At 54.6% G+C, this 22,819-nt stretch carries 24 protein-coding genes; 4 read left to right on the top strand and 20 right to left on the bottom strand.

Going from position 1 to position 22,819, the window contains the following annotated elements:
- Positions 1-35: 35 nt before the first annotated feature.
- From Q371_RS07490 to Q371_RS07460, 7 genes are all read right to left on the bottom strand, one after another.
- Positions 36-884: an NAD+ synthase gene (locus tag Q371_RS07490; RefSeq protein ID WP_034338326.1), complete on the bottom strand. Its 849-nt coding sequence runs from the start codon at positions 882-884 to the stop codon at positions 36-38.
- On the bottom strand, positions 881-1,750 hold the full coding sequence (locus tag Q371_RS07485) for a nitrilase-related carbon-nitrogen hydrolase (RefSeq protein WP_034338324.1): 870 nt from the start codon (positions 1,748-1,750) through the stop codon (positions 881-883). Before Q371_RS07485 ends, Q371_RS07490 begins: the two co-directional genes overlap by 4 nt.
- Positions 1,747-3,210 (bottom strand): L-aspartate oxidase, encoded by a 1,464-nt coding sequence (gene nadB / locus Q371_RS07480; RefSeq protein WP_211253814.1) that lies wholly within the window; start codon positions 3,208-3,210, stop codon positions 1,747-1,749. Before nadB ends, Q371_RS07485 begins: the two co-directional genes overlap by 4 nt.
- Before the next feature lie 95 nt (positions 3,211-3,305).
- Positions 3,306-4,256 carry a quinolinate synthase NadA gene (nadA, locus tag Q371_RS07475; RefSeq protein ID WP_051963615.1) on the bottom strand — a complete coding sequence of 317 codons (951 nt, stop codon included), beginning with the start codon at positions 4,254-4,256 and terminating at the stop codon, positions 3,306-3,308.
- A gap of 283 nt (positions 4,257-4,539) precedes the next feature.
- Positions 4,540-5,373, bottom strand: coding sequence for a carboxylating nicotinate-nucleotide diphosphorylase (gene nadC / locus Q371_RS07470; protein ID WP_034338315.1), 834 nt, complete (start codon positions 5,371-5,373; stop codon positions 4,540-4,542).
- A 2-nt stretch (positions 5,374-5,375) separates the two neighbouring features.
- Complete coding sequence (gene hpt, locus Q371_RS07465; RefSeq protein WP_034338571.1) at positions 5,376-5,906, bottom strand: hypoxanthine phosphoribosyltransferase; 531 nt, start codon at positions 5,904-5,906, stop codon at positions 5,376-5,378.
- 225 nt (positions 5,907-6,131) lie between these two features.
- A complete protein-coding gene (locus Q371_RS07460; protein ID WP_051963612.1) occupies positions 6,132-7,046 on the bottom strand; it encodes a diacylglycerol/lipid kinase family protein in 915 nt (304 codons plus the stop codon).
- A 122-nt stretch (positions 7,047-7,168) separates the two neighbouring features.
- Here Q371_RS07460 and trpC point away from each other — a divergent pair, with 122 nt between their 5' ends.
- Positions 7,169-7,948 carry an indole-3-glycerol phosphate synthase TrpC gene (gene trpC / locus Q371_RS07455; protein ID WP_034338312.1) on the top strand — a complete coding sequence of 260 codons (780 nt, stop codon included), beginning with the start codon at positions 7,169-7,171 and terminating at the stop codon, positions 7,946-7,948.
- A 164-nt stretch (positions 7,949-8,112) separates the two neighbouring features.
- Complete coding sequence (locus Q371_RS07450; protein ID WP_034338310.1) at positions 8,113-8,880, top strand: MBL fold metallo-hydrolase; 768 nt, start codon at positions 8,113-8,115, stop codon at positions 8,878-8,880.
- A 196-nt stretch (positions 8,881-9,076) separates the two neighbouring features.
- Here the strand turns inward: Q371_RS07450 and Q371_RS07445 are convergent, their stop codons facing one another.
- From Q371_RS07445 to Q371_RS07425, 5 genes are all read right to left on the bottom strand, one after another.
- Positions 9,077-9,751 (bottom strand): O-methyltransferase, encoded by a 675-nt coding sequence (locus Q371_RS07445; protein WP_051963610.1) that lies wholly within the window; start codon positions 9,749-9,751, stop codon positions 9,077-9,079.
- Complete coding sequence (locus tag Q371_RS07440; protein ID WP_034338307.1) at positions 9,748-10,017, bottom strand: hypothetical protein; 270 nt, start codon at positions 10,015-10,017, stop codon at positions 9,748-9,750. Before Q371_RS07440 ends, Q371_RS07445 begins: the two co-directional genes overlap by 4 nt.
- A 63-nt stretch (positions 10,018-10,080) precedes the next feature.
- Positions 10,081-11,247: a class I SAM-dependent rRNA methyltransferase gene (locus Q371_RS07435; protein ID WP_034338304.1), complete on the bottom strand. Its 1,167-nt coding sequence runs from the start codon at positions 11,245-11,247 to the stop codon at positions 10,081-10,083.
- Positions 11,231-11,719, bottom strand: coding sequence for a peroxiredoxin (locus tag Q371_RS07430; protein WP_034338302.1), 489 nt, complete (start codon positions 11,717-11,719; stop codon positions 11,231-11,233). The genes Q371_RS07435 and Q371_RS07430 overlap by 17 nt, the downstream gene beginning before the upstream one ends.
- A gap of 9 nt (positions 11,720-11,728) precedes the next feature.
- Complete coding sequence (locus tag Q371_RS07425; protein WP_051963607.1) at positions 11,729-12,319, bottom strand: DUF2087 domain-containing protein; 591 nt, start codon at positions 12,317-12,319, stop codon at positions 11,729-11,731.
- Between the two features lie 332 nt (positions 12,320-12,651).
- Between Q371_RS07425 and tilS the strand changes: the two genes are divergently transcribed.
- Together tilS and Q371_RS07415 are read left to right on the top strand one after the other, a co-directional pair.
- Complete coding sequence (tilS, locus tag Q371_RS25490; protein WP_084571301.1) at positions 12,652-14,229, top strand: tRNA lysidine(34) synthetase TilS; 1,578 nt, start codon at positions 12,652-12,654, stop codon at positions 14,227-14,229.
- Entirely contained in the window at positions 14,219-14,671 is a 453-nt protein-coding gene (locus tag Q371_RS07415; protein ID WP_051963599.1) for a tetratricopeptide repeat protein, read from the top strand. Before tilS ends, Q371_RS07415 begins: the two co-directional genes overlap by 11 nt.
- Positions 14,672-14,717: 46 nt before the next feature.
- On the opposite strand, the gene Q371_RS07410 is transcribed toward Q371_RS07415, so the two are convergent.
- The 8 genes from Q371_RS07410 to Q371_RS07375 form a co-directional block, all read right to left on the bottom strand.
- Positions 14,718-15,482 (bottom strand): intradiol ring-cleavage dioxygenase, encoded by a 765-nt coding sequence (locus tag Q371_RS07410; RefSeq protein WP_034338299.1) that lies wholly within the window; start codon positions 15,480-15,482, stop codon positions 14,718-14,720.
- Positions 15,483-15,552: 70 nt separating this feature from the next.
- Positions 15,553-16,707 (bottom strand): ABC transporter permease, encoded by a 1,155-nt coding sequence (locus tag Q371_RS07405; protein WP_034338296.1) that lies wholly within the window; start codon positions 16,705-16,707, stop codon positions 15,553-15,555.
- Between the two features lie 73 nt (positions 16,708-16,780).
- Positions 16,781-18,109, bottom strand: coding sequence for a serine hydrolase domain-containing protein (locus Q371_RS07400; RefSeq protein ID WP_034338294.1), 1,329 nt, complete (start codon positions 18,107-18,109; stop codon positions 16,781-16,783).
- Entirely contained in the window at positions 18,096-18,878 is a 783-nt protein-coding gene (locus Q371_RS25485) for a MerR family transcriptional regulator (protein ID WP_157442586.1), read from the bottom strand. Before Q371_RS25485 ends, Q371_RS07400 begins: the two co-directional genes overlap by 14 nt.
- Before the next feature lie 97 nt (positions 18,879-18,975).
- Positions 18,976-19,221 carry a hypothetical protein gene (locus Q371_RS07390; RefSeq protein WP_157442585.1) on the bottom strand — a complete coding sequence of 82 codons (246 nt, stop codon included), beginning with the start codon at positions 19,219-19,221 and terminating at the stop codon, positions 18,976-18,978.
- A gap of 249 nt (positions 19,222-19,470) precedes the next feature.
- Entirely contained in the window at positions 19,471-20,088 is a 618-nt protein-coding gene (locus Q371_RS27875) for a 3D domain-containing protein (protein ID WP_084571300.1), read from the bottom strand.
- A 542-nt stretch (positions 20,089-20,630) separates the two neighbouring features.
- Complete coding sequence (gene bshA, locus Q371_RS07380; protein WP_034338289.1) at positions 20,631-21,761, bottom strand: N-acetyl-alpha-D-glucosaminyl L-malate synthase BshA; 1,131 nt, start codon at positions 21,759-21,761, stop codon at positions 20,631-20,633.
- A 98-nt stretch (positions 21,762-21,859) separates the two neighbouring features.
- Positions 21,860-22,783 (bottom strand): metallophosphoesterase family protein, encoded by a 924-nt coding sequence (locus Q371_RS07375; RefSeq protein WP_034338287.1) that lies wholly within the window; start codon positions 22,781-22,783, stop codon positions 21,860-21,862.
- Between the last annotated feature and the right edge of the window lie 36 nt (positions 22,784-22,819).

Genomic DNA, 22,819 nt, shown 5'->3' with positions numbered 1-22,819 from the left:
CTGAGGGGGTCATTTTTGTTTGTCAGGATGTGCTTTTACTTCAAGCGGAAGTCCAGAGGCCGCAGGTAAAATTCATTGATGGCGGTGCTGCTGACCACTGCGGTGGCCGGGGTGGTGCGTTTCCAGTGGGTGCGGTTCACCAGCGTTTTGACCCGCTGGATTTCTGCTGCTGTGAACCCGAGGCTTTCGATGTAGGCATCCGGGTACCCTTTCAGGTAGTGTTCCAGAATCACATCGGCCTTTCTGTAAGTGATCCCGAGATCTCCTTCGTCGGTCTGGCCTGCTTCAAGGTCAGCGGTGGGGGCTTTGTGCAGAATGGCATCCGGCACACCCACATGCTCAGAAAGGCCCCAGACCTGCGTTTTGTAGAGGTCGCCCAGAGGGTTGATGGGGGGGGTGTCGTCTGCGTGCCAGGTGAAGTAACCAAACAGGCGCTCGGTCTTGTTGCCCGTCCCGAGGGTCAGGGCGTGGTGTTTTTCCGACTGGTCAAAGAGCACCATCATTCGGGCACGGGCCATCAGGTTGCCTTTGCGGCGTCCGGTGATCTCGGGATCCAGCTGGGCGTAACCTTCTACGATGGGGGTGATGTCCACGGTGTCCAGCTTCACGCCAAAAGCGTCGCAGACCAGTTTGGCGTGCTCAAAAGAGGTGGGTGCAGACTGCCGGTGGGGCATGGCCACTGCATGCACATTTTCTGCTCCCAGAGCCCGAACTGCCAGAGCAAGGGTCAGGGCAGAATCCACCCCTCCGCTGACCCCGATCAGGCCTTTGTGGTAGCCCCTCCAGCTCAATTCTTCCTGAATGAAACGCTGCAGGTATTCTGCCAGCAGGGGGTAATTGAGGTCCAGCATTTCACTGCCCCGATTGGCTTTGAGGATTTTCATTTTTCACCCCGATGCACCACGCGGTTCAGGTCCGGCAGAATGGATGGCAGATTTCCCTGCAAATCGGCCAGCAGGGGGTTGTCGTAGCGCACGGCAGGAATGCGTTCCAGATCGATCTCGGCCAGCAGAGCGGTCTCTTCAAAAGCCGGTGCAGAGACCATGATGTTGCCCTCTGGATCCACGATCAGGCTGCCTCCCACCATGCCCTTGCCCCCTTCAAAGCCGATCAGGGAACTGAGCAGGGTGTACATCCCATGCTCGGCGGAAACCGCCTGTGCCAGAGCGCTCCAGCGCTCCATGTTGGCTGGCCCCTGACCTGCAAACCCTCTGGCTGGACTGGCTGAGGGCACGTAAACCACCTGTGCGCCATCCAGCGCAATGATGGTGCTGGTGATGGTGTGCCAGAAATCCTCGCAGATCAGCATGCCCACGCGACCAAAACGGGAATCAAAGGCCTGAATTCTGGAGCCTCTGGAGATGTAGCGCTCCTCGTCGAAGACCCCGTAGGTGGGCAGAAACACCTTGCGGTGAACGTGCAAGATGCCCCGTCCGCCCAGTTCGATGTAGACGCAGGAATTGAAGAAGGTGCCCCCCTCACGCTCGTAGAAGCCGATCACCAGGTCCAGCAGTCCCGGCCATTCCAGAGCCTGATACAGGCTTTGTAGGTGGGCATAAAGTTCTTGCTGGGTCAGGGCCAGTTCGCGCACCCCGCCTTGCAGAAAATAGGCGGTCAGGAAAGACTCGGGCAGCACCACCACATCGGGTGCCTCGGGTTTCAGTTCTTGCAGGGCACTTTGCAGGCGTGTGAAATTGCCTTGCAGGTTCCCTTTTTCGGGTTTCAGTTGTAAAACGGCGTGTTTGATCATAAAGGCTCCAGCAGGGGAGGAATTTGAAACAGGCTGTGGCGCACTTCATCTGGCTCTGGATAGTCGGTGCGGAAGTGCCCTCCTCGGGATTCCTCACGTTCCAGAGCGCCCCTGAGCACCGTGTCAGCGATGCGGGCAAGGTTTCCAGCTTCCAGTTCTTCGATGCTGCCTGCTCTTGGCTCTGGATGGGGGAGGGTTTGCAGGGCCAAACGGATGGTTTCTGCGGTGCGGTTGATGCCAGCCCCTGCACCGATCACCTGCTGAACGCTGGCTTTGCTTCCCACCGTTTCCAGCACTGTTCTGGAGGCTGGGATCTCAAATTTGAGGTCCTGTCTGGCCGCCTCAACGGCCCGCACCCCAAACACCAGACCCTCTGGCAGAGAGTTGCTGGCCAGACGGTTGGCTCCATGAAGCCCCGAGGAAGCCACCTCTCCAGCAGCGTACAAGCCTTCCAGCGTGGTTTTGCCATTCGTATCGGTCAAAATGCCGCCGATGGTGTAGTGCACCGCAGGACTGACTGGCACAGGTTCTCTGGAAATGTCCACGCCCTGAGATTTCAGGCGCTCATAAATGCTGGGAAAACGCTGCTGAACAAAAGCTTCTCCCAGATGGCGCAGGTCCAGATACACCCGCCCAGTTTTGGTTTCCTCTGCATCAATGGCTCTGGCCACCACATCCCGAGGCGCGAGTTCCTGTAGGGGATCGTACTGGTGCATGAACCTTTCCATCTGCCCATTCAGCAACAGGGCACCTTCGCCTCTGGCGGCCTCGGTGATGAGGAGGCCCCGGTTTCCAGCCAGAAACACCGTCGGGTGAAATTGCACAAATTCCATGTCCCGAAGCACAGCCCCAGCCCGGTAAGCCAGAGCAATGCCGTCTCCGGTGGCTTCCTCTGGTGCGGTGGTGACCGGATACATCTGTCCGAAACCCCCGGAGGCCAGCAGAACTGCACCTGCAACGTGGTTTCCTTCGGTGGTTTGCACACCCACCACACGGCCAGTGTCTGAAAGAAGCAAGGACTGCACAAAAGCCCCTTCCAGCACTTCAATGCCCTGATCGCGCACGACCTGTGTGAGGGTTACACTGACCGCACGACCCGAGGCATCCCCCCAGGCGTGAAACACCCTCGGGTGGCTGTGACCTCCTTCAAGGGTCTGGTGGTCCTCGAAGGGAACCCCGTAAGAGAGCAGCTTTTCAAGGTGCTGGGAGGCTTCTTCCACAAACAGGCGCACGGTGCTTTCATCACACAGGCCGCGACCTGCCTTGAGGGTGTCCTGAATGTGGGGCTCGATGTCCTCTGGACTGGTGGGAAAGGCCAGACCCCCCTGTGCCCAGAAGGTGGATCCACTTTCCAGCTTTGCCTTGCTGATCAGCAGCACGCTGAGACCCAGAGCTTTGGCGTGCAGAGCAGCATACAGCCCGGTGATTCCACTGCCCACAATCAACAGATCATGCTGCATTCTGTGCTCCATTGCTGTGCTCATCGAAAATGACCTCATTTCTACAGAAATGAAGGCACAGGGTCACTGTGCCTTGCAGGTTGGGATCTTCAACATCATCCGATCTGGATCATGCGCTCGATGCTTTTCAGGGCTTTCTGAGCGACATCCTCTGGCACCTCGATCTGGTTGTTGAGGTCGCGCAGGGTTTCATACACGTTTTCCAGAGAAATCATTTTCATGTACTCGCACAGGGCGGTGCGGTTCACCGGAATGAAGTTCTTGTCAGGGACTTCACGGCGCAGGCGGTGCACCATGTCAATCTCGGTGACCACGATAAAATCCTTGGCGGCAGACCCTCTGGAGTGGCTGATCATGGCCTCGGTGGACAGCAAAGGGGTGTCCGGGAAGTTGTAAATGGCGTGGCTTGCACATCCACACTCTGGGTGGATCAGGAACTCTGCACCGGGATTCTCGGCTTTTTGTTTGTCGATGTCCTCGGGACGGATTCCGGCGTGCACGTGGCACTCTCCGAGCCAGATGTCCAGTTTGCGCCCGGTCTGGCGTTCAACGTGGGCGGCCAGAAACATGTCTGGAGCGAAGAAAATCTTCCTGTCTTTGGGAAGAGAGTTCACCGCAGCCACGGCGTTTCCGCTGGTCACGCAGTAATCGGCTTCTGCCTTCACATCTGCGGTGGTGTTGACGTAAACCACCACCAGACCGTCTGGGTTTTCCTGTTTCCAGTTGCGGACATCCTGAGCGGTGATGGTGTCTGCCAGAGAGCACCCTGCATTCAGGTTGGGCAGCAGCACTTTCTTGTTGGGGTTCAGGATGGAGGCGGTTTCGGCCATGAAGTGCACGCCTGCAAAGACGATCACTTCGGCTTCGGTTTTGGCTGCCTGACGGGCCAGTCCGAGGGAGTCTCCGACGTAATCGGCGACCTCTTGCACCTCGGGACGCTGGTAATTGTGGGCGAGCACCACCGCTTTTTTCTCCACTTTCAGACGCTGGATTTCAGCTTTCAGTTCTTCGGTGGTGCGGAAGGGCTCCAGTTGAATCAGGTTCATCTCGTCACCTCTTGGGGTTCGAAGCCGGGGAAATCGGGTGGCACTTGGGTGCATCACCCCTCCGGGCAGACCTACTTTCTCTCATAATAGCGCCATAGATCTATGGGAATCATGAGAGGTGTTACGTGTTTTGCGTAACTTGCAGGGGAACCTCTGGAGGTTGTTTGGATGTTTTGAAAAAGAGATGAATTTGCAGGACAGCAAAATTCCATCCAAAAACAGTCTGGTGGATCAACCTCCGAACCTAAAGGTCAGGACCCATCACCAGACTGTCATTTTGGTGTCAGGACAGCCGAACATCCAGCGAAATGTCCAAACTTGTGGCGGAATGGGTCAGTGCCCCCACGCTTACGAAATCCAGACCGAAAGTTTTGATGCGATGCAAACGCTCGATGGTCATGTTTCCGCTGGCCTCCAGAGAGACCTCTGGTTTGAGCTGGTTGCGGATCTGCACAGCTTCCTGCAGGTTTTCATCGTTCATGTTGTCCAGCATGATGCGGTCTGCACCCGCCTCAATGGCCTCATGCAATTCTGCAAGGGTCTGCACTTCACACTCGATTTTGATCAGGTAGAACTGCTCTTTGGCAGACTGGATGGCGTTTTTGACTCCTCCGGCTGCGACCACATGGTTGTCCTTGATCAGCAAACCATCGTCCAGACCGAAACGGTGGTTGTGGCCTCCGCCTGCACGGACTGCCGCTTTTTCCAGATCCCGCCAGAGGGGGGTGGTTTTGCGGGTGTCCAGCACCCTGGTGTTGCTGCCTTCCAGCGCATCTGCAAACTTGCGGGTCAGGGTGGCCACGCCAGAGAGGCGCTGCATCAGGTTCAGGGACAGACGCTCACCCAGCAAAATGCTGCGCATGCTGCCTGTGACCCTTCCGAGCACCTGCTTCTCAAGCTGTGCACCGTCCTGAACGTCCCATTCCACGTTTAAGGCAGGATCAACCAGATGGAAGACCTCTCTGGCCACCTCCAGACCAAACACCACACCGGGACTTTTGAGTTTCAAAAGCCCGATGCCCTGCTGGCCCTCTGGCACGGTGGACAGGGTGGTGACATCGCCACGGCCAATGTCTTCCTGAAGGGCAAACTTCAGGCGGTCCTGTAAACTGAGCATCTTTAAGCCTCTTGGGAGGTGATGAACGTGAGGTTGCGGTCCCTCTGGGAGCGGTCCAGACCGAACCCATACACGAAGGCATCGGGGATTTCAAAGCCGGTGTACTCGACAGGCACCTGCACTTTGCGACGGGAAGGCTTGCTGAGCAGGGCAGCCACTTTCAGGCTGGCAGGCTGACGGCCTTCCAGATAGTGCAGCAGGTAATTCATGGTGATGCCGGTGTCCACAATGTCTTCCACCAGAATCACATGGCGGTTGGAAATGGGCAGGCTCAGGTCCTTGATGAGTTTGACTTCACCGCTGGACTGCTTGGCATTGCCATAGCTGGACACCGCCAGAAAATCCACGGTCAGGGGGAGCCCGATGGCCCGCACCAGATCGGCATGGAACAGGAAAGCACCATTGAGGACGCAAATCAGGTGGGGCTCCTGACCAGCATAGTCGCGGGTGATCTGCTCACCGATTTCTTTGATGCGCTGTTGCACCGCTTCAGCGCTGATTTGAACTTCTCCGTTACCAGGGGAAAACACCATACCCAAAGAGTGTAACATGTCGGGAGAAGGCCGAGGGGCCTGCGGCCCGCCGAGGGCCGAGAGCACAGGGCCGAGGGCTAAAAAAGCTTTGGCCAAAGCAATCAAGGGCGCAGCACGCTGCACCCCTACATTGACCTTTAACCATTTTTAACATATTTGAGACGATGCTCTCGGCTCTCGGCTCTCGGCTCTCGGCTCTCGGCTCTCGGCTCTCGGCTCTCGGCTTTAAGTTGACAACTCTTCCTTCTCCCTGACCCTCAGCACCCTCACCGCTCTGGGCAGCACCCGAGCGTGCACCGGGGTCACGGCGTCCTCGATGACTTCTCCGTCGTATTGGATGGGCAAAACGGGATCGGTGCGGATGGTGATTTCACGGCAGTGGTAAATTTCCACCCGGTCGCCATAATCCACCTTGCCGACTTTCAGGTGTTTTTTGATGCTCTCGATGATGCTGGGGACCAAAGCCAGAGGGGTGTTGCCTTTCAGGACAATGATGGTCAACAGCCCATCTGCAGGGTCAATGCCTTCTGCAATGGGCAGACCAAAAGTGGCCATGCCAAAGTTGGCGATCATCACACTCATGCCTCTGGTTTCCACGGTGTGCCCGTCCATTTCAAGGACAATGTCTGCCTCTGGAACAGCAATTTTTTTCATCATGGCCACCACATAAGCGGCCACCCCGAGGGTGGGTTTGAGTTCTTCACTGGCATGGATCATTTCGGCATCAAGGCCAACCCCGGCCAGCATGGTGAAGCCGTATTGTTTGGTGCCCACCACCAGTTCCGCCAGATCGATTTTGGAGGACTCTCCATGTTCGAGGAGGTCATACAGGTTTTCGGCATGGTCCTGAATCCCGAGGTTGACGGCAATCAAATTGGCGGTTCCAGCAGGAAAGGGCAGCATGGGGATGTCCTTTCCTTGTAGGGCGTGGGCCACACAACTGATGGTTCCGTCTCCTCCTGCGGCCACCACCGCATCAAAGGTGTCTGCATCTGCTGTGAGGGCTTGAGGGGTGGTTTCATGGCTGAGTTCCCGTTCCACCACATTGATGCCTTTTTCAATCATCAGGTCACGAAATTCATGGAGGTTGTGGTTTCCCCGGCCTGCTTTCTTGTTTTCAATGATCAGAACCCGTTGCATATGTTCTCATGGTAGTGATCCGTACACATCCACAATCGTGAAAAGCGCTACAGGTCACTTTGCCTCAAGGCTTCGTTAAACGACTTGCCTTGCTGCATGGTGCATCCAGATACAATACGTCCATGCGTTTACCCGACCTCACTCAGGTTCCCGGGGTGCTTGGTGAAATCTGCACCCTGAGGGCCCAGGATTACACCCTTCCTGCCACCACAGACTTCCCTGTGCAGCCCAGAGCCCACCGTTTCGAGCAGGCCCTCAGAAGCCAACCTCTGGCCCTCATCGCAGAGGTGAAGCAGGCCAGTCCATCCAGAGGGGCCATCGCCGAATTGGACCCTGTTGATGCTGCCCTCTCGTATCAGAGGGGTGGAGCCAGTGCCATCAGCGTGCTCACCGAGGAGCGTTACTTCAAAGGTTCCCCTGAATTTCTGAAAAGCGTGGTTGCCAAAGTAGAGATCCCTGTTTTGCGCAAGGATTTCGTGTTGCATCCCCACATGATTGAAGAGGCTAAAGAATGGGGAGCCAGCGCAGTCCTCCTGATGGTGTCTGTCCTTGGAGACCTGACCAAAGATTATCTGGACTACACCCACCACTGTGGTCTGGACGCCCTTGTGGAGGTCCACACCGCTGCAGAACTGGAGATTGCGCTGGCCTCTGGAGCACCCATCATCGGGGTGAACAACCGCGACCTGACCACCCTCAACATCGACCTGGAGGTATCCCCCAGACTGATTGCACAGGCCAGAGGGGCCGGTTTTGAAGGCGTCCTGATTGCAGAGAGTGGCTACTCCACCCCAGAGCAACTTTCCCGCATCCGTGGGGTTGCCGATGCCGTGCTGGTGGGCTCCAGCCTCTCTGGAAGTGGCAGTCTTGAGCAGGCGACCAGGGAGCTGTTGAAGGTTTAAGGGTTCAAGGGGATGTGTTTTTGAAAAAGTTTACAGTTGACAGCAGACAGCAAGATTTTTCTGAGCTGAAGCGCGCAAGATTTGCACCGCTCTCAGACCACCAAAAACCACCCAAACTGTGAACTGTCTGCTGTCAACTGTAAACTTCTCGAAACGGAGATGCCATGCCAGAACTGGTTTTCATGGGCACATCGGATTCCAAAGGGGTCCCGCGCTATTACTGCACCTGCAAGGTCTGTGAGCAGGCCAGAACCACCGGCCAGAACCGCAGAACCCGGTCCAGTCTGCTGATTCAGGGTGCACAAAACACCCTGATCGATGCTGGACCCGATTTTCATGCCCAGTCCACACGGGAAAAACTCACTGAAATCCATACCCTCTTGGTCACCCATGCCCACAATGATCACATTCTGGGCCTCGGGGATTTGCTGGATTTTGTGACCTACGCCAGAGGCCACCTCCCCATGTACGCCCCGTCAGAAGTGGTTCCCATGGTGAAATCCCGCTTCGCTTATCTGGACCGTCTGGACTGGTTGAAACCCCTGCCCGGTGGTCTGGTGCTGGAAGGGTATCAGGTGCAGGCCTTCAAGGTGCCACACGGGGCCAACGGCTTCAGCTATGCTTACCGTTTTGACAGCCTGAATTTTGCGTGGGTCTATTGCCCGGACAGCATCAACATCTCTCCTAAAACCGAGGAGGAATTCATGCTGGGACTGGACCTTCTGATCCTTGGGACGTCCTTCTGGAAAGAACCTTACCCGATGCAGACCCGCAGCGTATATGACGTGCAGGAGGCTCTGGACCTGAAAAGCGTTCAGGCTGCCAAAAAGGTGATCCTCACCCACATGAGCCATGACATTGATGCAGAGGTTGCCGTGCTGCCAGAGCATGTGAGCTTGGCGTTTGATGGGATGAGGGTGTGGGTGCCCTAAGAAGGCCAAGGGCCGAGAGCACAGGGCCGAGGGCTAGAAATGCTTTGGCATCAGCAATGAAGGGCGAGGCATGCCTCGCCCCTACAGACGTTTCCCTTGACGATTTTTACTGTGTGTCACACGATGCTCTCGGCTCTCGGCTCTCGGCTCTCGGCTCTCGGCTCTCGGCTCTCGGCTCTCGGCTCTCGGCGAATCCTTACTTCACCCTCACCACCAGAAACCCATCCAGCCCCTTCTGCGTGAACGTCGGAACCATGATGGCTTCCACACGTGGGTCCATGCCAATGAACGCGTTCAGTTCGCGGATTTTGCGGTACTGGCTTTCTTTGAGGCTGTTGTCCAGCACTTTGCCGTGTTGCACCACATTGTCCAGCACGATCACGCTGCCCGGACGCACCAGACGCATGGCGAATTCATAGAACTCGGGGTAGTGGGGCTTGTGGGCATCGATGAACACAAAATCGAAAGGCTCTTGCTTGAGAAGGCCTTTCATGGTCTGGATCGCGTCCCCTTCGATCAGCTGAACCCGACTCTCCAGTCCGGCCTCCTGGAAGGTTTCTCGGGCCACCTGTGCAGCCAGAGGGTCCATTTCGAGGGTGACGAGTTGTCCGTTTTCAGGAAGGGCTCGGGCCAGCCATGTGCCGCTGTATCCACCCAGACTGCCCACTTCCAGAATGCGTTTGGAGCCGTGGATTTTCACCAGCATCTGGAGCATTTTGGCCTGTGTGGGGCTCAGGTGGATGTTTCTCAGGCCTGCGGCCTCACTGCGGGTCAGGATGTTGCGCAAAAGGGCGTCTTCATGGGCGTAATGTTTCTGGATGTAGTGGTCCAGAATGTACAGGGTGTCCAGATTGAGGGTTTCGTCGGTCACAGGTCACGCTCCAGCCAGGAGATGTTTCCTCCGGCACTTTCCAGCACGCCATCCAGACTGTCCAGAAAACGCTTTCTGGCATTTGGGTAGTCTGGATGGTCTTTCAGGGACCTCAGCAGGTCAAAAAGCACCACATTCGGATGCACCACCCCATCCACCGTCACATCGGTGCGGAAGTGGGTGTAGTGGTCCAGCAAACGGTAGGCGGGCTCCAGAGCGCAGGAGGCATCGAATGCTGGGGGTTTGGGGGCAGCAAACTCGATCATGGCTTTAACTTAACAGGAAACTGTGGCCAGAGGATGAACTTTTCTTGCCATTTGTTCGCTGTCTTACTCGATCTTGAGCAGGATGGATTTCAGGTACAGGCTCTCGGGGACCAGCAGCATCCACGGGTGATCGGCAGGTTGGTAAGTCACGGTGATCACTTCGGCAGTGCGTCCGGTGTCGGCCATGGCCAGTCGGGCAGCGTCCAGCATGTCTTCCACGCGGATGTAGTGGGCACAGGTGCTGACCAGCACATGTCCGCCGGGGGAGAGCATTTTGAAGATGTGCCCAAGCCCCTCACTGAAGATGCGTTTGGCCTGAGGCACATCGTCTTTGCGCTTGGCCAATGTGGGCGGATCAAAAACCGCATGCTGAAAGGTGCGTTTTTCTTTGACCAGATCGGAGAGCACTTTGATGGCATCTCCCAGACGCATGCCCACCTGACGGTCCAGGCCGTTTTTCTGGGCCACCCGTTCCAGAGTCGCCAGAGCGGTGGCATCTTTGTCAATGGCAAGGGTTTTGGCTCCCTGTTTTGCTGCATGCAGGCTGAAACCGCCCGTGTAGCTGTACACGTCCAGAAAGTGATCCCCGTCTTTGACCAGACTGGCCATCAGATGGCGGTTGTCCCTCTGGTCCAGAAAGAAACCGGTTTTCTGGCTGTCCAGAGGTCGGAAAGAGAACGCCACGCCTCCCTCGGTGAACTGCACCTCCTGAGGCACTTCTCCCCACAGGATGCCAGTGGTCTGGCCCATGCCTTCTTTGTTGCGTTCCACAGTGTCAGAGCGTTCATAAGCTGCGCTGGCTCCGGTCACCTGCTTCAGGGCAGACAGGATGATCTCACGGTGCTTCTCTACGCCAGCATTGCGAAATTGCACACTCAGGATGCCATTGAAATAATCCGCCACGATGCCGGGGGTACCGTCTGCCTCTGCGTGCAGCAAACGAAAAGCCTCGGCTTCAGGAAGGCGGGCTTTGCGCTTGTCCCATGCCGCCTGAATGCGGGCACGGTAAAATTTTTCGTCGATGTTTTCCCGTTTCAGGGTCAGCATGCGCAGGGGAATGCTGCCTGTGGGATTGAAGTACGCCCGACCAATGAACATGCCGCCTTCGGCATGCACATCCACCACGCTTCCGGCCTCAACTTCTGGGACCTCCAGAAGGTCTCCCGAGTAAGCGAAGGGGTAATGGTTCAGGAGTTTCTTTTCTTTGCCGCTTTTAACTCTGACTTTCACGCGTCTCAGTGTACCCTGTCAGACGCTGAAGTTCTCCCAGAACTTCTGAGCCGTGACTGAAGGGATTCACAAAACGCCAGTGGCGGGCGATGTTTCCATCTGGACCAATCAGGAAGGTCTGGCGGTCTGCCTGTCCGGTCAGTCTGCTGAACAACCCGAGCACCCCATACTGGGCACAAATTTTCTTGTCGCTGTCTGGTATGAGCGGATAGTGCAGGGTGCAGCTCTGGCGGAACTTGGCCTGATGGGCTTCGGTGTCGGTGCTGATTCCGATCACCTGTGCCCCGAGCCTCTGGAACTCTGGAAGGGCGTTCTCAAAACTTCTGGCTTCGATGCTGCAACCCTGTGTGTTGGCTCTGGGATAGAAAAACAGGACCACCCAGCGGCCTCTCAGGTCTTGCAGGTTGATTTTTTCCCCCTGATCGCTGGTGCCTTGAAAGAGGGGTGCTGGATCTCCAATGCTGAGTGACATGGGGTCATTTTAATGAATCTCTGGGTCCTTTGTTTGTAATGTGGTGCCGGGTCGGGAATAAATGCTGTTCTGCCTCACCATCAGACGTTCATTGATCAAAGAGCGCCTCAGGGTGGCCACATCGTCATGGAAGGCCACCAGCACCCGGTTGACTTCCAGTTCAGTGTAGGTGCGGTCAAAATCAAAAGCCTCCACCAGTTTTTCCAGCACAAAGCGCTGCTTTTTCAGTTGTGAAGGAAACTTGACCAGTTTTCCATCTTTGAAAAAAGCATGCAGCACTTTGTCTTTTTCGCTGAAGCTCTGGTCTTTGGATGGGCGAAACAGAAGCAAGTTCTTGATTTGCACGTCCAGAGCCTTTTCATTCAGGCGGTAAACCTGATAGTACTGCTCTTTCTGGGCAAGCACCAGTTGCTCTTCCAAGAGCAGGTTCATGTGATGGGAAACGGTGGCCGGACTGAGGTTGAGCAACTTCGCCAGTTCCTCCCCATGCCTGCTCTGTCCTTGCAGCAAGTGCAGGATCATCAGTCTGGAAGGGTGGGAAAGGGCTTTGAACAGGGAGGCGCTTTTCTCTGGGGTGGTGAAATCTGGTTTGATGTCCATAAAACCAGATTAATCCAATTAGATAAACTTCGAAATAAATCAAATGGCTTGCAGAGGGCCTGAGGGCAAAAAAGCTCTGGCTTCAGCAATGCAGGGCGAGGCACACCTCGCCCCTACCATTTTTCTTGACCATTTTTCTGGGTGAAAAATCATGCTCTCGGCAAAGCTTGACAACTGTTAATGGATCATCCACCATGCCTTCTGCCTTCTGCCTTCTGCCTTCTGCCTTCTGCCTTCTTCTTGCCCCTTAAAGCGTGCCTCGGTGACGGCACCGTCGGCACTGGGGCGCTGCCTTCTGCCTTCTGCCCCCAGTGTTGTACCCTATCTACCACATGCCTGACCTGCTGGACCCTTTAACTGCATTTCGTGGAAAACCTGTGCTGCTGGCCCTCTCTGGAGGTTCAGATTCGGTGGGCATGCTGCTGGCCCTGCACCAGTTGGGCATTCAAGTCACCGCTGCCCACTTCAACCACCAGATCCGTGAAGAAGCCGTACAAGACCAGGGTTTCGTGCAAGACCTCTGCCAGAGGTTTGGAGTTCCTCTGGAGGTGGGGACGGCTCCAGTGAAAACCATTGCTGCACAAAAGGGATGGTCGTTGGAGGAAGCTGCACGCAATCTCAGGTATGGTTTTCTGAGCAGGGCAGCCAAACAGCACAAGACGGAAGTCATCCTGACCGCCCACACCCTGAACGATCAGGCCGAAACGGTGCTCTGGCAACTGGTGCGTGGTACGGCCAAGGCCACTGGTATTCCTCCTGTGCAAGGGAGGGTAGAGCGTCCTTGGCTCGGGGTTTCCAAGCAAGACATTCAGGACTTTTTAAAGCAGGCTGGTCAAGACTGGCGTGAGGATGCTTCCAATCAGGACCCTGCCTTCACACGCAATTTCTTGCGCCTCAACGTCTTGCCAGAGCTCAGACGGCTCAATCCTCAGGTGGATGTGGCTCTGGCAAGATTTGCCCGGTACAGCAGGGAAGACGATGCTTTACTCTTTGAACTGGCAAGCAACATCACCCCTTACACAAGGTGGGACCAGCAACCTGAGGCTTTGCAAAGGCGTTTGATTGCCCAGAGCCTTGCCAAAGCCGGGATTGAATTTGACAGCCAGCACATCGAGCGGGTGCAAAAAGCCCTCCATTCCCCTCAAGTCCAACATCTGACTTTTCCCGGAAACCACCAGATTACAGTGCAGCAAGGGCAAATCTCAAAATCTGCTGTTTACGCCAAACCAGAGTTTGCTTATCCAGAGCATCTGGAGTTGCGTCACCGTCAGGATGGAGACAGAATTCGCCTTTCTGGAGGGACCCGCAAGGTTTCTGATGTGCTCACCGACCTGAAAATTCCCCGAGCAGAGCGGGATCAGGTCTGGTTGCTTGCAGAAGGGCAGCAAGTGCTCTGGTTGGGCCTCCATCCCGCTGTGGTTGCAGAGGGGTTCATGGACCTCAAAACCGATGCCCACTGGATGAAGCAGGCTTTGCAGGAGGCCGAAAAAGCCAGAGATCAGGATGAAGTTCCCATCGGAGCGGTGATTGTCAAAGAAGGCAAAGTGATTGCTGCTGCACACAACCAATGTGCTGCACTGCATGACCTCACCAGACACGCTGAACTGGAAGCCATCCGTCAGGCCAGCACAGGGTCCAGAGGGTACCTCACAGATTGCACCCTGTATGTCACCCTGGAACCCTGCCCAATGTGCATGGGGGCGATTCTGGAAAGCCGGATTTCGCGGGTGGTGTTTGGGGCCAGCAATCCCAAAATGGGTGCTCTGGGGGGAGTGTATGATCTCCTGAGAAACCACTGGGGCCACATCCCAGAGGTCACGCCCCATGTGATGGAAAAGCAATGTGCTGCCCTGCTGACCGGTTATTTTGCCTTGAAGCGCCAGAGCAAGAAAGGAAACCATGGAACCTGAACCACAAGACCTCCCAGAAGCTGTCAAAATGCAGGTGGATGCCCACATCGAACAGGCCATTGCTCTGGAAGAACAGGGGCAATTGCAGCAGGCAGAGCAGGTCTATCAGGCTGCGCTCAACCTCATCCCGGAGCCGAAATATGCTTTCTGGGAAACCATGCGGATTTACGTGGGCTTTGGCGAGATCCATTTTGTGCAGGGCCAATTTGAACAGGCTGCCCACTTTTATCAGGAGTGCATGAAAATGCCTGAGGGTTTCATCAACCCTTTTGTGCTTCTCAGGCGGGGTCAGATCGCTTTTGAGCAGGACGATGCCATCACCGCTGCGGAACACCTGACCCGAGCCCTGATGCTGGAAGGCACCGAAATCTTTGATGAAGAGGACCCCAAATATCTGGATTTTTTGAAAACCGTTCTGAAAGCCCCTCCGGGCGGATGGTGATCCAAAAAAGCAGGGAATGGCCCTCCTCTGGAACCCCTCACAACCTTCAGCCGATGTTGAGACCCACATTGAAAGTGGCGGTGTACCCTTTCTCTGGACTGCCCGAGAGGGTCAGCATCATCTGGTTTCCACCGTTTTTGTAAAGCATGTCGGTGCTGTTGGGGGTGTCCCGTTTGCCTTTGCCCTTGTAAGGGGCCACAGCATGAACCTTGTCGGTGACGGCCTCATCGAAGAAAAGCTGGGAAGCGAAGTCTCCGGTCACTTTGCCGTTGGTCACGGTCCGCAGGCGGTAATGGATGTGCACTGCGCGGCCTGAATACCAGCCCGGATAAATGGTTTTGAAGGTGGCTTCGCCTTTTGCATTGGTCATCTGGTAACCACGCAAGAAATTCTGACCTGTGGTGTCAAAACTGCGGTCACTGGCATCGGAGTACACGCCCAGAGCGTCGCAATGCCAGATGTCCACCATCACGTCACTGCGGGGCTCGCAGGTGTTCAGGGCGACTCTGGAGACTTTGAAAATCAGGGTGAGAGGAACCCCTTCTTTGACTGTTCCGGTTTTGGTGTCTTTGCGGACATCGCTGCGGTTCAGTTTTTCATCCACCCAGTAAGGGCCTTCGGTCATGGCAGGGCGCACCACACAACCGGGCAGGCCACTGGCTCCACTGTTGCCTGCACTGGTGCCCATCCTCTGGGAAAGGGCACTTCCAAGGAGGGTGGCCCCTGCTGCTGTGCCAGAGGCCCATCCAAAGAGCTGGAGTGCCTGTCTGCGGCTGAGCACCTTGCCTATGGGTTGGTCATCGTTGTCCATCTGTTCTCTCCTTGTGGGGTGATTTGATGAAACCGAGTATGGCAACAGGGTGTTAAGAAGCGGTGAAGCTTCAGCGAATCACTTTGGCAGGCTCAATGCGTGCGGCTTTGCTGGCAGCAGCAAAACCAGCCAGCAAAGTGGTGGCCAGACTGACGATGTTGACCCACACGAAATCCAGAGCCTGAATTTGCACAGGCAGACTGGAAATGAAATACAGGTCTCCGGGCAAGCGGATCGGATTGAGTTTGAAGTAGTAACTCACCCCAAAACCCAGAATGTTCCCGAGGATCAACCCACCCACCCCCAGAATCAGGCCCTCCAGCATGAAGGTCTGCAAAATCCATTTCTCCGGGGTGCCCATGGCCCGCAGGATGGCGATTTCCTGTGTTTTCTCGAAGACACTGAGGATCAGGATGTTGGCGATCCCGAAGGCTGCCACAATCACGATCAGGAACACCACAATCCCAATCACCCGTTTTTGCAGGGCCATTTGTTCAATCAACGTGGCGTTGATGTCCTGCCATGGCTGGGGGGCATATGCCTGATATTGTCGCATCAGGTCAAAGCCCACTTCCCGGGCTTCCATGGGGTCTTTCAGGTTGATGCGGTAGCTGATTGGGCTGTCTGGATTGAGTTTTTTGATGTCCTCCAGACGCATGAATGCATAAGCCTGATCGATCAAAATGTACCCAGAGCGAAAGGTCCCTTTGACTTTCAGGCTGCCCCGTTTGTACTGGCTGTTGAGCAAGCGCACTTCATCGCCGGGAAAAGCCCCGATGGTGCGGGCCAGCACCTCGCCCAAGACAATTTCATTGGGTTTGAGGGTGCTGATCAGTTGCATTTCCTCTGGGCGCAGGTTGAGCACCCCGGCTTCCTGAGAGGTCACCCCGAGCAAGGTGGCAAAATCCACACCTGCAGGCAGACCTTCCGTGGCCGGACGGGTGATCAGGGCTTTGTCTGCAGCAAATGCACTGAAAGCCTGAACTTTGGGGTTGGCTTCAAGGGCTTTTTCCAGCTCCAGATTGCGCTCGGGTTTGCTGCCCACCAGGGCAATGTGTGGGATGGTTTTCAAGGTGGCATCAATCAGGGATTGGGTGAATCCATTGGTCAGTGAGAGGGCCGTCACCAGCACCATGACCCCCACAGCAATGCCCACAAGGGTCAGGGCATTCTGGGTGCGCCTGCGGCGCAGGTGTGAGAAAGCCAGAGTCAGAATCAGTCGCATGACGCCATCAGCTTAACTGAGGACTGTGAGAGGATGTCTGTTTTGCATTGCAAAGGCCCATTTGCAAAAAAGGTCAGAAATGGCCCTGCAAGCGGTTCAGACCCAAACAAAGGGCTGTCACCCGATTTCCCTGCACTTCCAGAGCGCACTTCAGGGGTTGCTCGGGATCTTCGATTTCAAACACATTCTGGCCCAGAGGTTTCAAGTTTACCCCCCGGCGCCATGGTCCAGTCAGGGTGTGAATCAGCAACTTTCCATTCTGGAAACGCAGTTTCAAACCTCCGGGTTGAGACAGGAAAACCAGAGGTTTTTCCACGCCACGCACCTGTTCTGCATAACTGCGGGCAAACTTCAAACTGGACAGGGGCAAGCGGGTTTCTTGAGGTTCAGGTTGTCCCAGAGCTTCCTGTAAAAATTTCAGGGGCAGGGTTTGCACTTCAGGAGATGCAGAATTGGCCATCACCACCACCGCCAGCCCTTTTTCTGGACACACAAACAGGTTGCTGTTGTAGCCGATCCAGCCTCCAGAGTGGGAATACACTTCATGCCCTCCTTGATTTTCGATCAGAAAACCCAGTCCCATGCCCATCAGGTCTGGATGGACCTGATGGTGCCTCTGGAACACCTCTTTGAACGACTCGGGTTTCAGCAGGGCAGGAGAGAAGACAAGCAGGCTCTGGGCATAAGCCACCATGTCATTCAGGTTTGCAAACACCGCTCCGGCGGGTTTCACCACGATGTCCAGATCAGGTGCAGCTTTAAAACCTTGTTTTTTCTGGAGGTGTGGCAAGGCACGTTTCTCTGGCCTTCCATATGCAGGATTTTGCATGCCTGCAGAAAGCAACACCCTTTGAATCAACACTTCAGAGAAAGGTTGCCCGGTCACATCTTCCACCAGTTGCCCGAGCAGTGCAAAGGCATGGTTGCAGTAACTCCAGCGGTCCTCTGGGGGATAAATGGGGGTCAGGCCTTTGCGGTAGTACTCAGGCAGGGGAGGGGCATCCTTGAGGCTTCCCAAAGCGCCTGCAGGCAAAAGCAGGTCTGTCAAACTGCGGAAATAACCCAATCCAGAGGTGTGGGTCAACAGGTGCCGGATGCGAATGGGGTTGTTCACAAAAGGGCTGTGAATCTGGATGCTTTTGAGGTGCTGTTCCACCGGATCATCCAGTTTGATTTTTCCACCCTCGACCAACTGCATGATGCACAGGGCCACCATGGTTTTGGTGATGGATCCAATGCAAAAAGGGGTCTCTGGCGTGATGGGAACCTGCTTCTGGACATCGGCCCATCCGGCCACGTGGGAGTAAATCACCTGATGGTTCCAGAGCACCGCCACGCTGTTGCCTGCGGTTGACGATTTGAAGGGTTCAAAGATGCGTTGTGCCACTTCAGAAAGGTTCATGGTGCCTCCGTTTCAAGTGAGCCCTGACCTGTTCCAGCACAGCCCGTTCTTTGCTCTCTGGTGGCAGCAGGGCCAGAAGGATGAATTCGGCTGTCGGATCATTCAGCACCTCTGGAGGCCCGAGCAACGGACGCAAGAAGTCACTTTCTGCAAACTCCAGAGCCAGACGGTCCAACTCGGCGGGGTCATCGGTCTGGTCCACCCTTTGGGTCCAGGACACCAGCTGGTCACGAACTTCAGGGTGTTCTTCCATGAACCGAATGTCCTGTTCCAGTTGTGCTGGATCTTGCAAGGCCGGGTAACTCAACATCTTGCCCATCAACTGTTTTTCACGGGCAATGGCGGTTTCTGAGAGGGTTCCAGAGAGGTTTTCAAGCTGTGCTTTCCAGACCTCTGGCAGTTTCTGTTCCAGCAAGTCCTGAAAGGGTTGCCCTTTTTGCAGGAGGTGTTCGGCTTTGCGTTTTTGCCCTTGCATTTGTTCGATCTGGCGGTCCAACTCCTGCACCTTCAGGGTCAAGAGTTGTTGCAGCACTCGATCACGTTCTGGGCTGTCCAGCACATATCCAATCTCATTCAAGGTCAACCCGAGGTTTTGCAGGTCACGGATTTGACGGATGCGCTCCAGATCCTCGGGGGTGTACATGCGGTATTGCCCTTCGGTGCGCGATGGGTCCCTCAGCAATCCCACTTTCTGGTAATGGCGCAGGGTTTTGGTGCTCACCCCCAAAAGGGCAGCAATCTGACCAATTTTGAGCCACACTTCAGGCATGCTGTTCACCTCTGTGGCAGCATACAACCCTGCCCGTGGGACAAGGTCAAGCCCACAAAAAAACACCCCTGCAGGGGTGTTCAGAACCACTTGAGATTCAGGCGGGCCGGATTTCGATGCTGCAAGGTGCTTCTTTGAAGGTGAAGCTGAAGTGGCTCTGGATGAAGCTTTGCAGGGCGTCCAGAGAAGCTTTGATTTGCAGCACAAAAGTCGGTCTCTGGGGATCGGGTGGCAACACGCACAAAGCGTGGCCTTCTTGTTGTGCAGCGAGGGTGAGCTTTTTGATCAGCCGTTTCAGGCGTTTTTGCTGGGAATCAGGAAAAGACAAATTCAATTGATGCATGGTGATGAAGCCTCCTAAAAATGGCATTCCGGAAGAAGGGGTTGAGGCCGGTTTTGCCTGATACGTGCACAGTCTAGAAATTTCACAGCTTAGAAGTGTTAGCAGGATGGTTGCGGGTTCTGCATCAAACCTTTAAGTGCTTTTCAGCTTCATCACAGCCTGAAAACATTGTGTTGCAGGGTCAAATTCTGATGTTGAAAATCAAAAGGAGGTGGATTCAAATCCACCTCCTTTACAGCCTCTGGATTTTTACTTCAGGATGGTCAATTTGACCTGACGGACACCCCAGGCTCGGGCTTCGCTCATGGTGCGCATCCAGATGTCCACCTGACCGTACTTTCTGGGATGCATGGTGTCTTCCACAAAGAAAACCGTTTGTGACAGCATGCGGTTGTAGTAAGAGGCACCAGCGCCCAGCAGTTCAATTTTGACTTTGCTGCCATAGGGAATTTTGCGCAGCATGTCCCGGCTCAGGGCCACCACGCCAAAACGGGTGCGGGATCCTGTGGCAGTGATGTTGGGGGTGGCATCGGTTTGCCCGACAAAACTGTTGTAGGCGGTGGCTTTCAGGACGAAGCTGTTGCCTGCACGATAGTTGGCCGGTACCACTTTTGCTTGTGCTTTGGGTGTGGCCTTTGCAGTCTGGACTTTCTGGGTCACTTTGACCGTCTGGACAGGTTTGGCCACAGGCTGGGTGAGTTCCAGAGCCTTTTCTGCCAGCTGGTCTGCAGGCAAAATGGGATCGGTGGGAACTTCAACTTTTACAGATTTTTTCTCGGCTTCTCCAAAGGCGGAGTTGCTGATGTTGAGGACGCTGCAAAGCATTGCAGTTCCGATCAGGGTCAATCTCAGGGTGCTTTTTGCCATAAGTCAATGAGTCCTCTACCCACCTGTTTGTGGGTGATGTAGATGCAGGTTGTGCTGCTTTGGGTCGATCGATGCGTGGTCTCAGGTTGGATTCAACACGCGACTGGCTTTTCCCGAGGACTGGATGTGCCGTTGATGCTTTGTGGGCCTTGGATTCACTGCTGCTGAATGCTGAAGGCGAAAGCAATTCTAGACTTGCCTAACTTAAGTTATGCTGAATCTGTGAGTAAAGTCTAATAAAATGTCTTTTTGTTACTCATTTTATTCTCACGAAGATGGTTAAAATTGATACGAATCAAAATTTTTTTCCTTTGTGGTACAGCAGAAGAAACATGATAAAACATTAAAACGAAAAATTAAGATTCTCATCATTTTTGAATTGTAAAGGGGTGTTTCAGCGGGTTTTTGCCTGCTTTCGAAGCCTCAAAGAGCAAAAAAGGGGGTTTTGCCCCCTTAAGTTTGTCAAAACCCCTGAAGAAAGCTGAGGATCCCCAAGATAAACTCATAAACTACTCATTATGTCTATGGTTAAAAATGAGAAATCATTCGTTCAGCAACCCTTCGTACACTCTCAAATACTGCGGAACAATATGATGGGGCTGAAAATGCTCGACTGCCCGAGCTCGGGCCCTTGCACTGAAAGCAGCATGAAGTTGCTCATCCTGAAGCAAATTTAATGTTGCATCGGCCATGCCATCGATGTCGCCCACATCACACAAAAAGCCTGTCTCCCCCTGAATGTTGACTTCAGGGATGCCCCCAATGTTGCTGCTGACCACCGGAACTCCACAAGACATGGCCTCCAGAGCCACCAAGCCAAACGATTCCTGACTGGAAGGAAGCAGGAACACATCTGCAATGCCCATGATGGTTTCCACAGACGGGTAAGACCCGAGGAAATGCACCCGCCCAATGACACCGAGTTTCTGGGCCAGCTCAAAAGCTCTGGAACGGTCTGGACCATCGCCGACCATCAGCAGGCGAGAAGGAACTTCGGTCTGGACCCGAGCAAACAACTCAATCACATCAAGGGTGCGTTTGATGCCCCTGAAATTCGAAAGATGCAAAATGATTTTCTCGTCTGGATGGGCAAATCTTGCCCGATACTTGGCGTCCGTGTTGCGCTGAAAGCGGTGCACATCCACAAAGTTGTAAATCACATCAATGGGCACATCCACATTGAAAATGTCTTTGGTGTGGTTCGCCAGATACTGGGAAACTGCAGTTACCCGATCAGAACGCACAATGGCATGCCGCGTTGAATGGCGAAAAGCCGGATCCAGTCCGATCAAGGTCACATCGGTGCCGTGCAAGGTGGTGACCACCCGGGTTCTCTGGGTGATGTCCTGCGCCATCAGGGCACTGGTGGCGTAAGGAATCGCGTAGTGGGCATGGGTGATCTGGATGTCGTGTTCTTGAATCACTTCTGAAAGGGTGTTTGCTGTATTGATGGTGGTCAGGGCCTGCTCGAACAGGGGATATTCGTAGCGCCCCACCTGATGAAAGAAAACATTGGTGCAACAATCCAGTGCAGACAGGCGGAAAGGCTGTGCTGTGGAAACAAAATGCACTTCATGGTCACGCTGGGCCAGTTCCACCCCGAGTTCGGTGGCAACCACGCCCGAGCCACCGGCAGTGGCATGGCAAAGGATGGCAATGTTGGCGTTGTTCACGGGTAAGATTATAGACCTCTCATTTCCATCCCATCGTCACGGAAAGCAGGTTTATCAGGAAGACTAAGCCATTCACCTTATCGGCTGTTTGAAGAAGGTCAAAGCAGCACATGCAGTTTGCTTTTCAAGATGTTCTGAACGTTTCTGGGCACAAAAGGATGGTGTCTGAGGGTCCACTTTTCTTTGAGGGTGAGTTCATGGTGCAGGTAATCGTGCAAAATCACCTCATCAAAGTCTGCTTCTGGTCTGAACATCCGTTTGTATCTCCAGAATTCCCGAATGGTGGACCGCCCGAGCAAAGCCCCCACATACAGAATCTGTCCGATGATGCCAGTGCTGGACAAGAAACCACTCTGGTGGTAGCTGTCAAAAAAAACTGAGTGGTCAAAAGCAGTCCGTTTGAACTGGATGTTCCATGTGCCCTTTTGGCCTTCCAGCACCACATAAGCTGCATGGGGCTCGGGTGCGTCTTCGACAGAGAATCCCACAGAACCCACATTGCAGAAGGTTTGGCGGTTCAGGCTGGTTTTGCGCTGTCTGTGCGTGTGTCCTGCCAGCACAAGACCAAAAGAATGCCCGGACAGCACACCAGAGAATTCAGCATCTGTCATGGAAAGGACTTCATCAAATGCACTTCTGGGACTGGCGTGGCAGAGCAACACCTCTGGAAGCCCTGTCACCTGAAGGGTGTGGGTCAGGGGCCACTGCAAGAGGGTGCTTTCCCCATCTTTCATTTGGTTGGCCCAGAAACGTGCTGGAGCAAAACTGGCAGAAGTGTAATGTTCTTCGGGGGCAGTGCCCTGCAAGTGATGCAAGAGCATCACTTCATGGTTGCCATACACCGTGACCAGTTGTTGTTGCTGGATGAGGTTCAGAACCTCTGGTCCTTGTACCCCCCAGTTGACGTTGTCGCCCAAAAGCAGGATCTGGTCTGCATCCTGTACGGCCTGCAAAACGGCTTCAAATGCCTGTAAATTCCCGTGAATGTCGGACAGCACTGCAATTTTGCTGGATCGTCCCATGTATTGAGTATGTTGTGTAAGACCATGATAATGATG

The sequence above is a fragment of the Deinococcus misasensis DSM 22328 genome (genome assembly GCF_000745915.1).
Lineage (GTDB): Bacteria > Deinococcota > Deinococci > Deinococcales > Deinococcaceae > Deinococcus_C > Deinococcus_C misasensis.
Note: the sequence above shows the minus strand (reverse complement) of the source record. Positions and strands in the feature narration are given on the sequence as shown.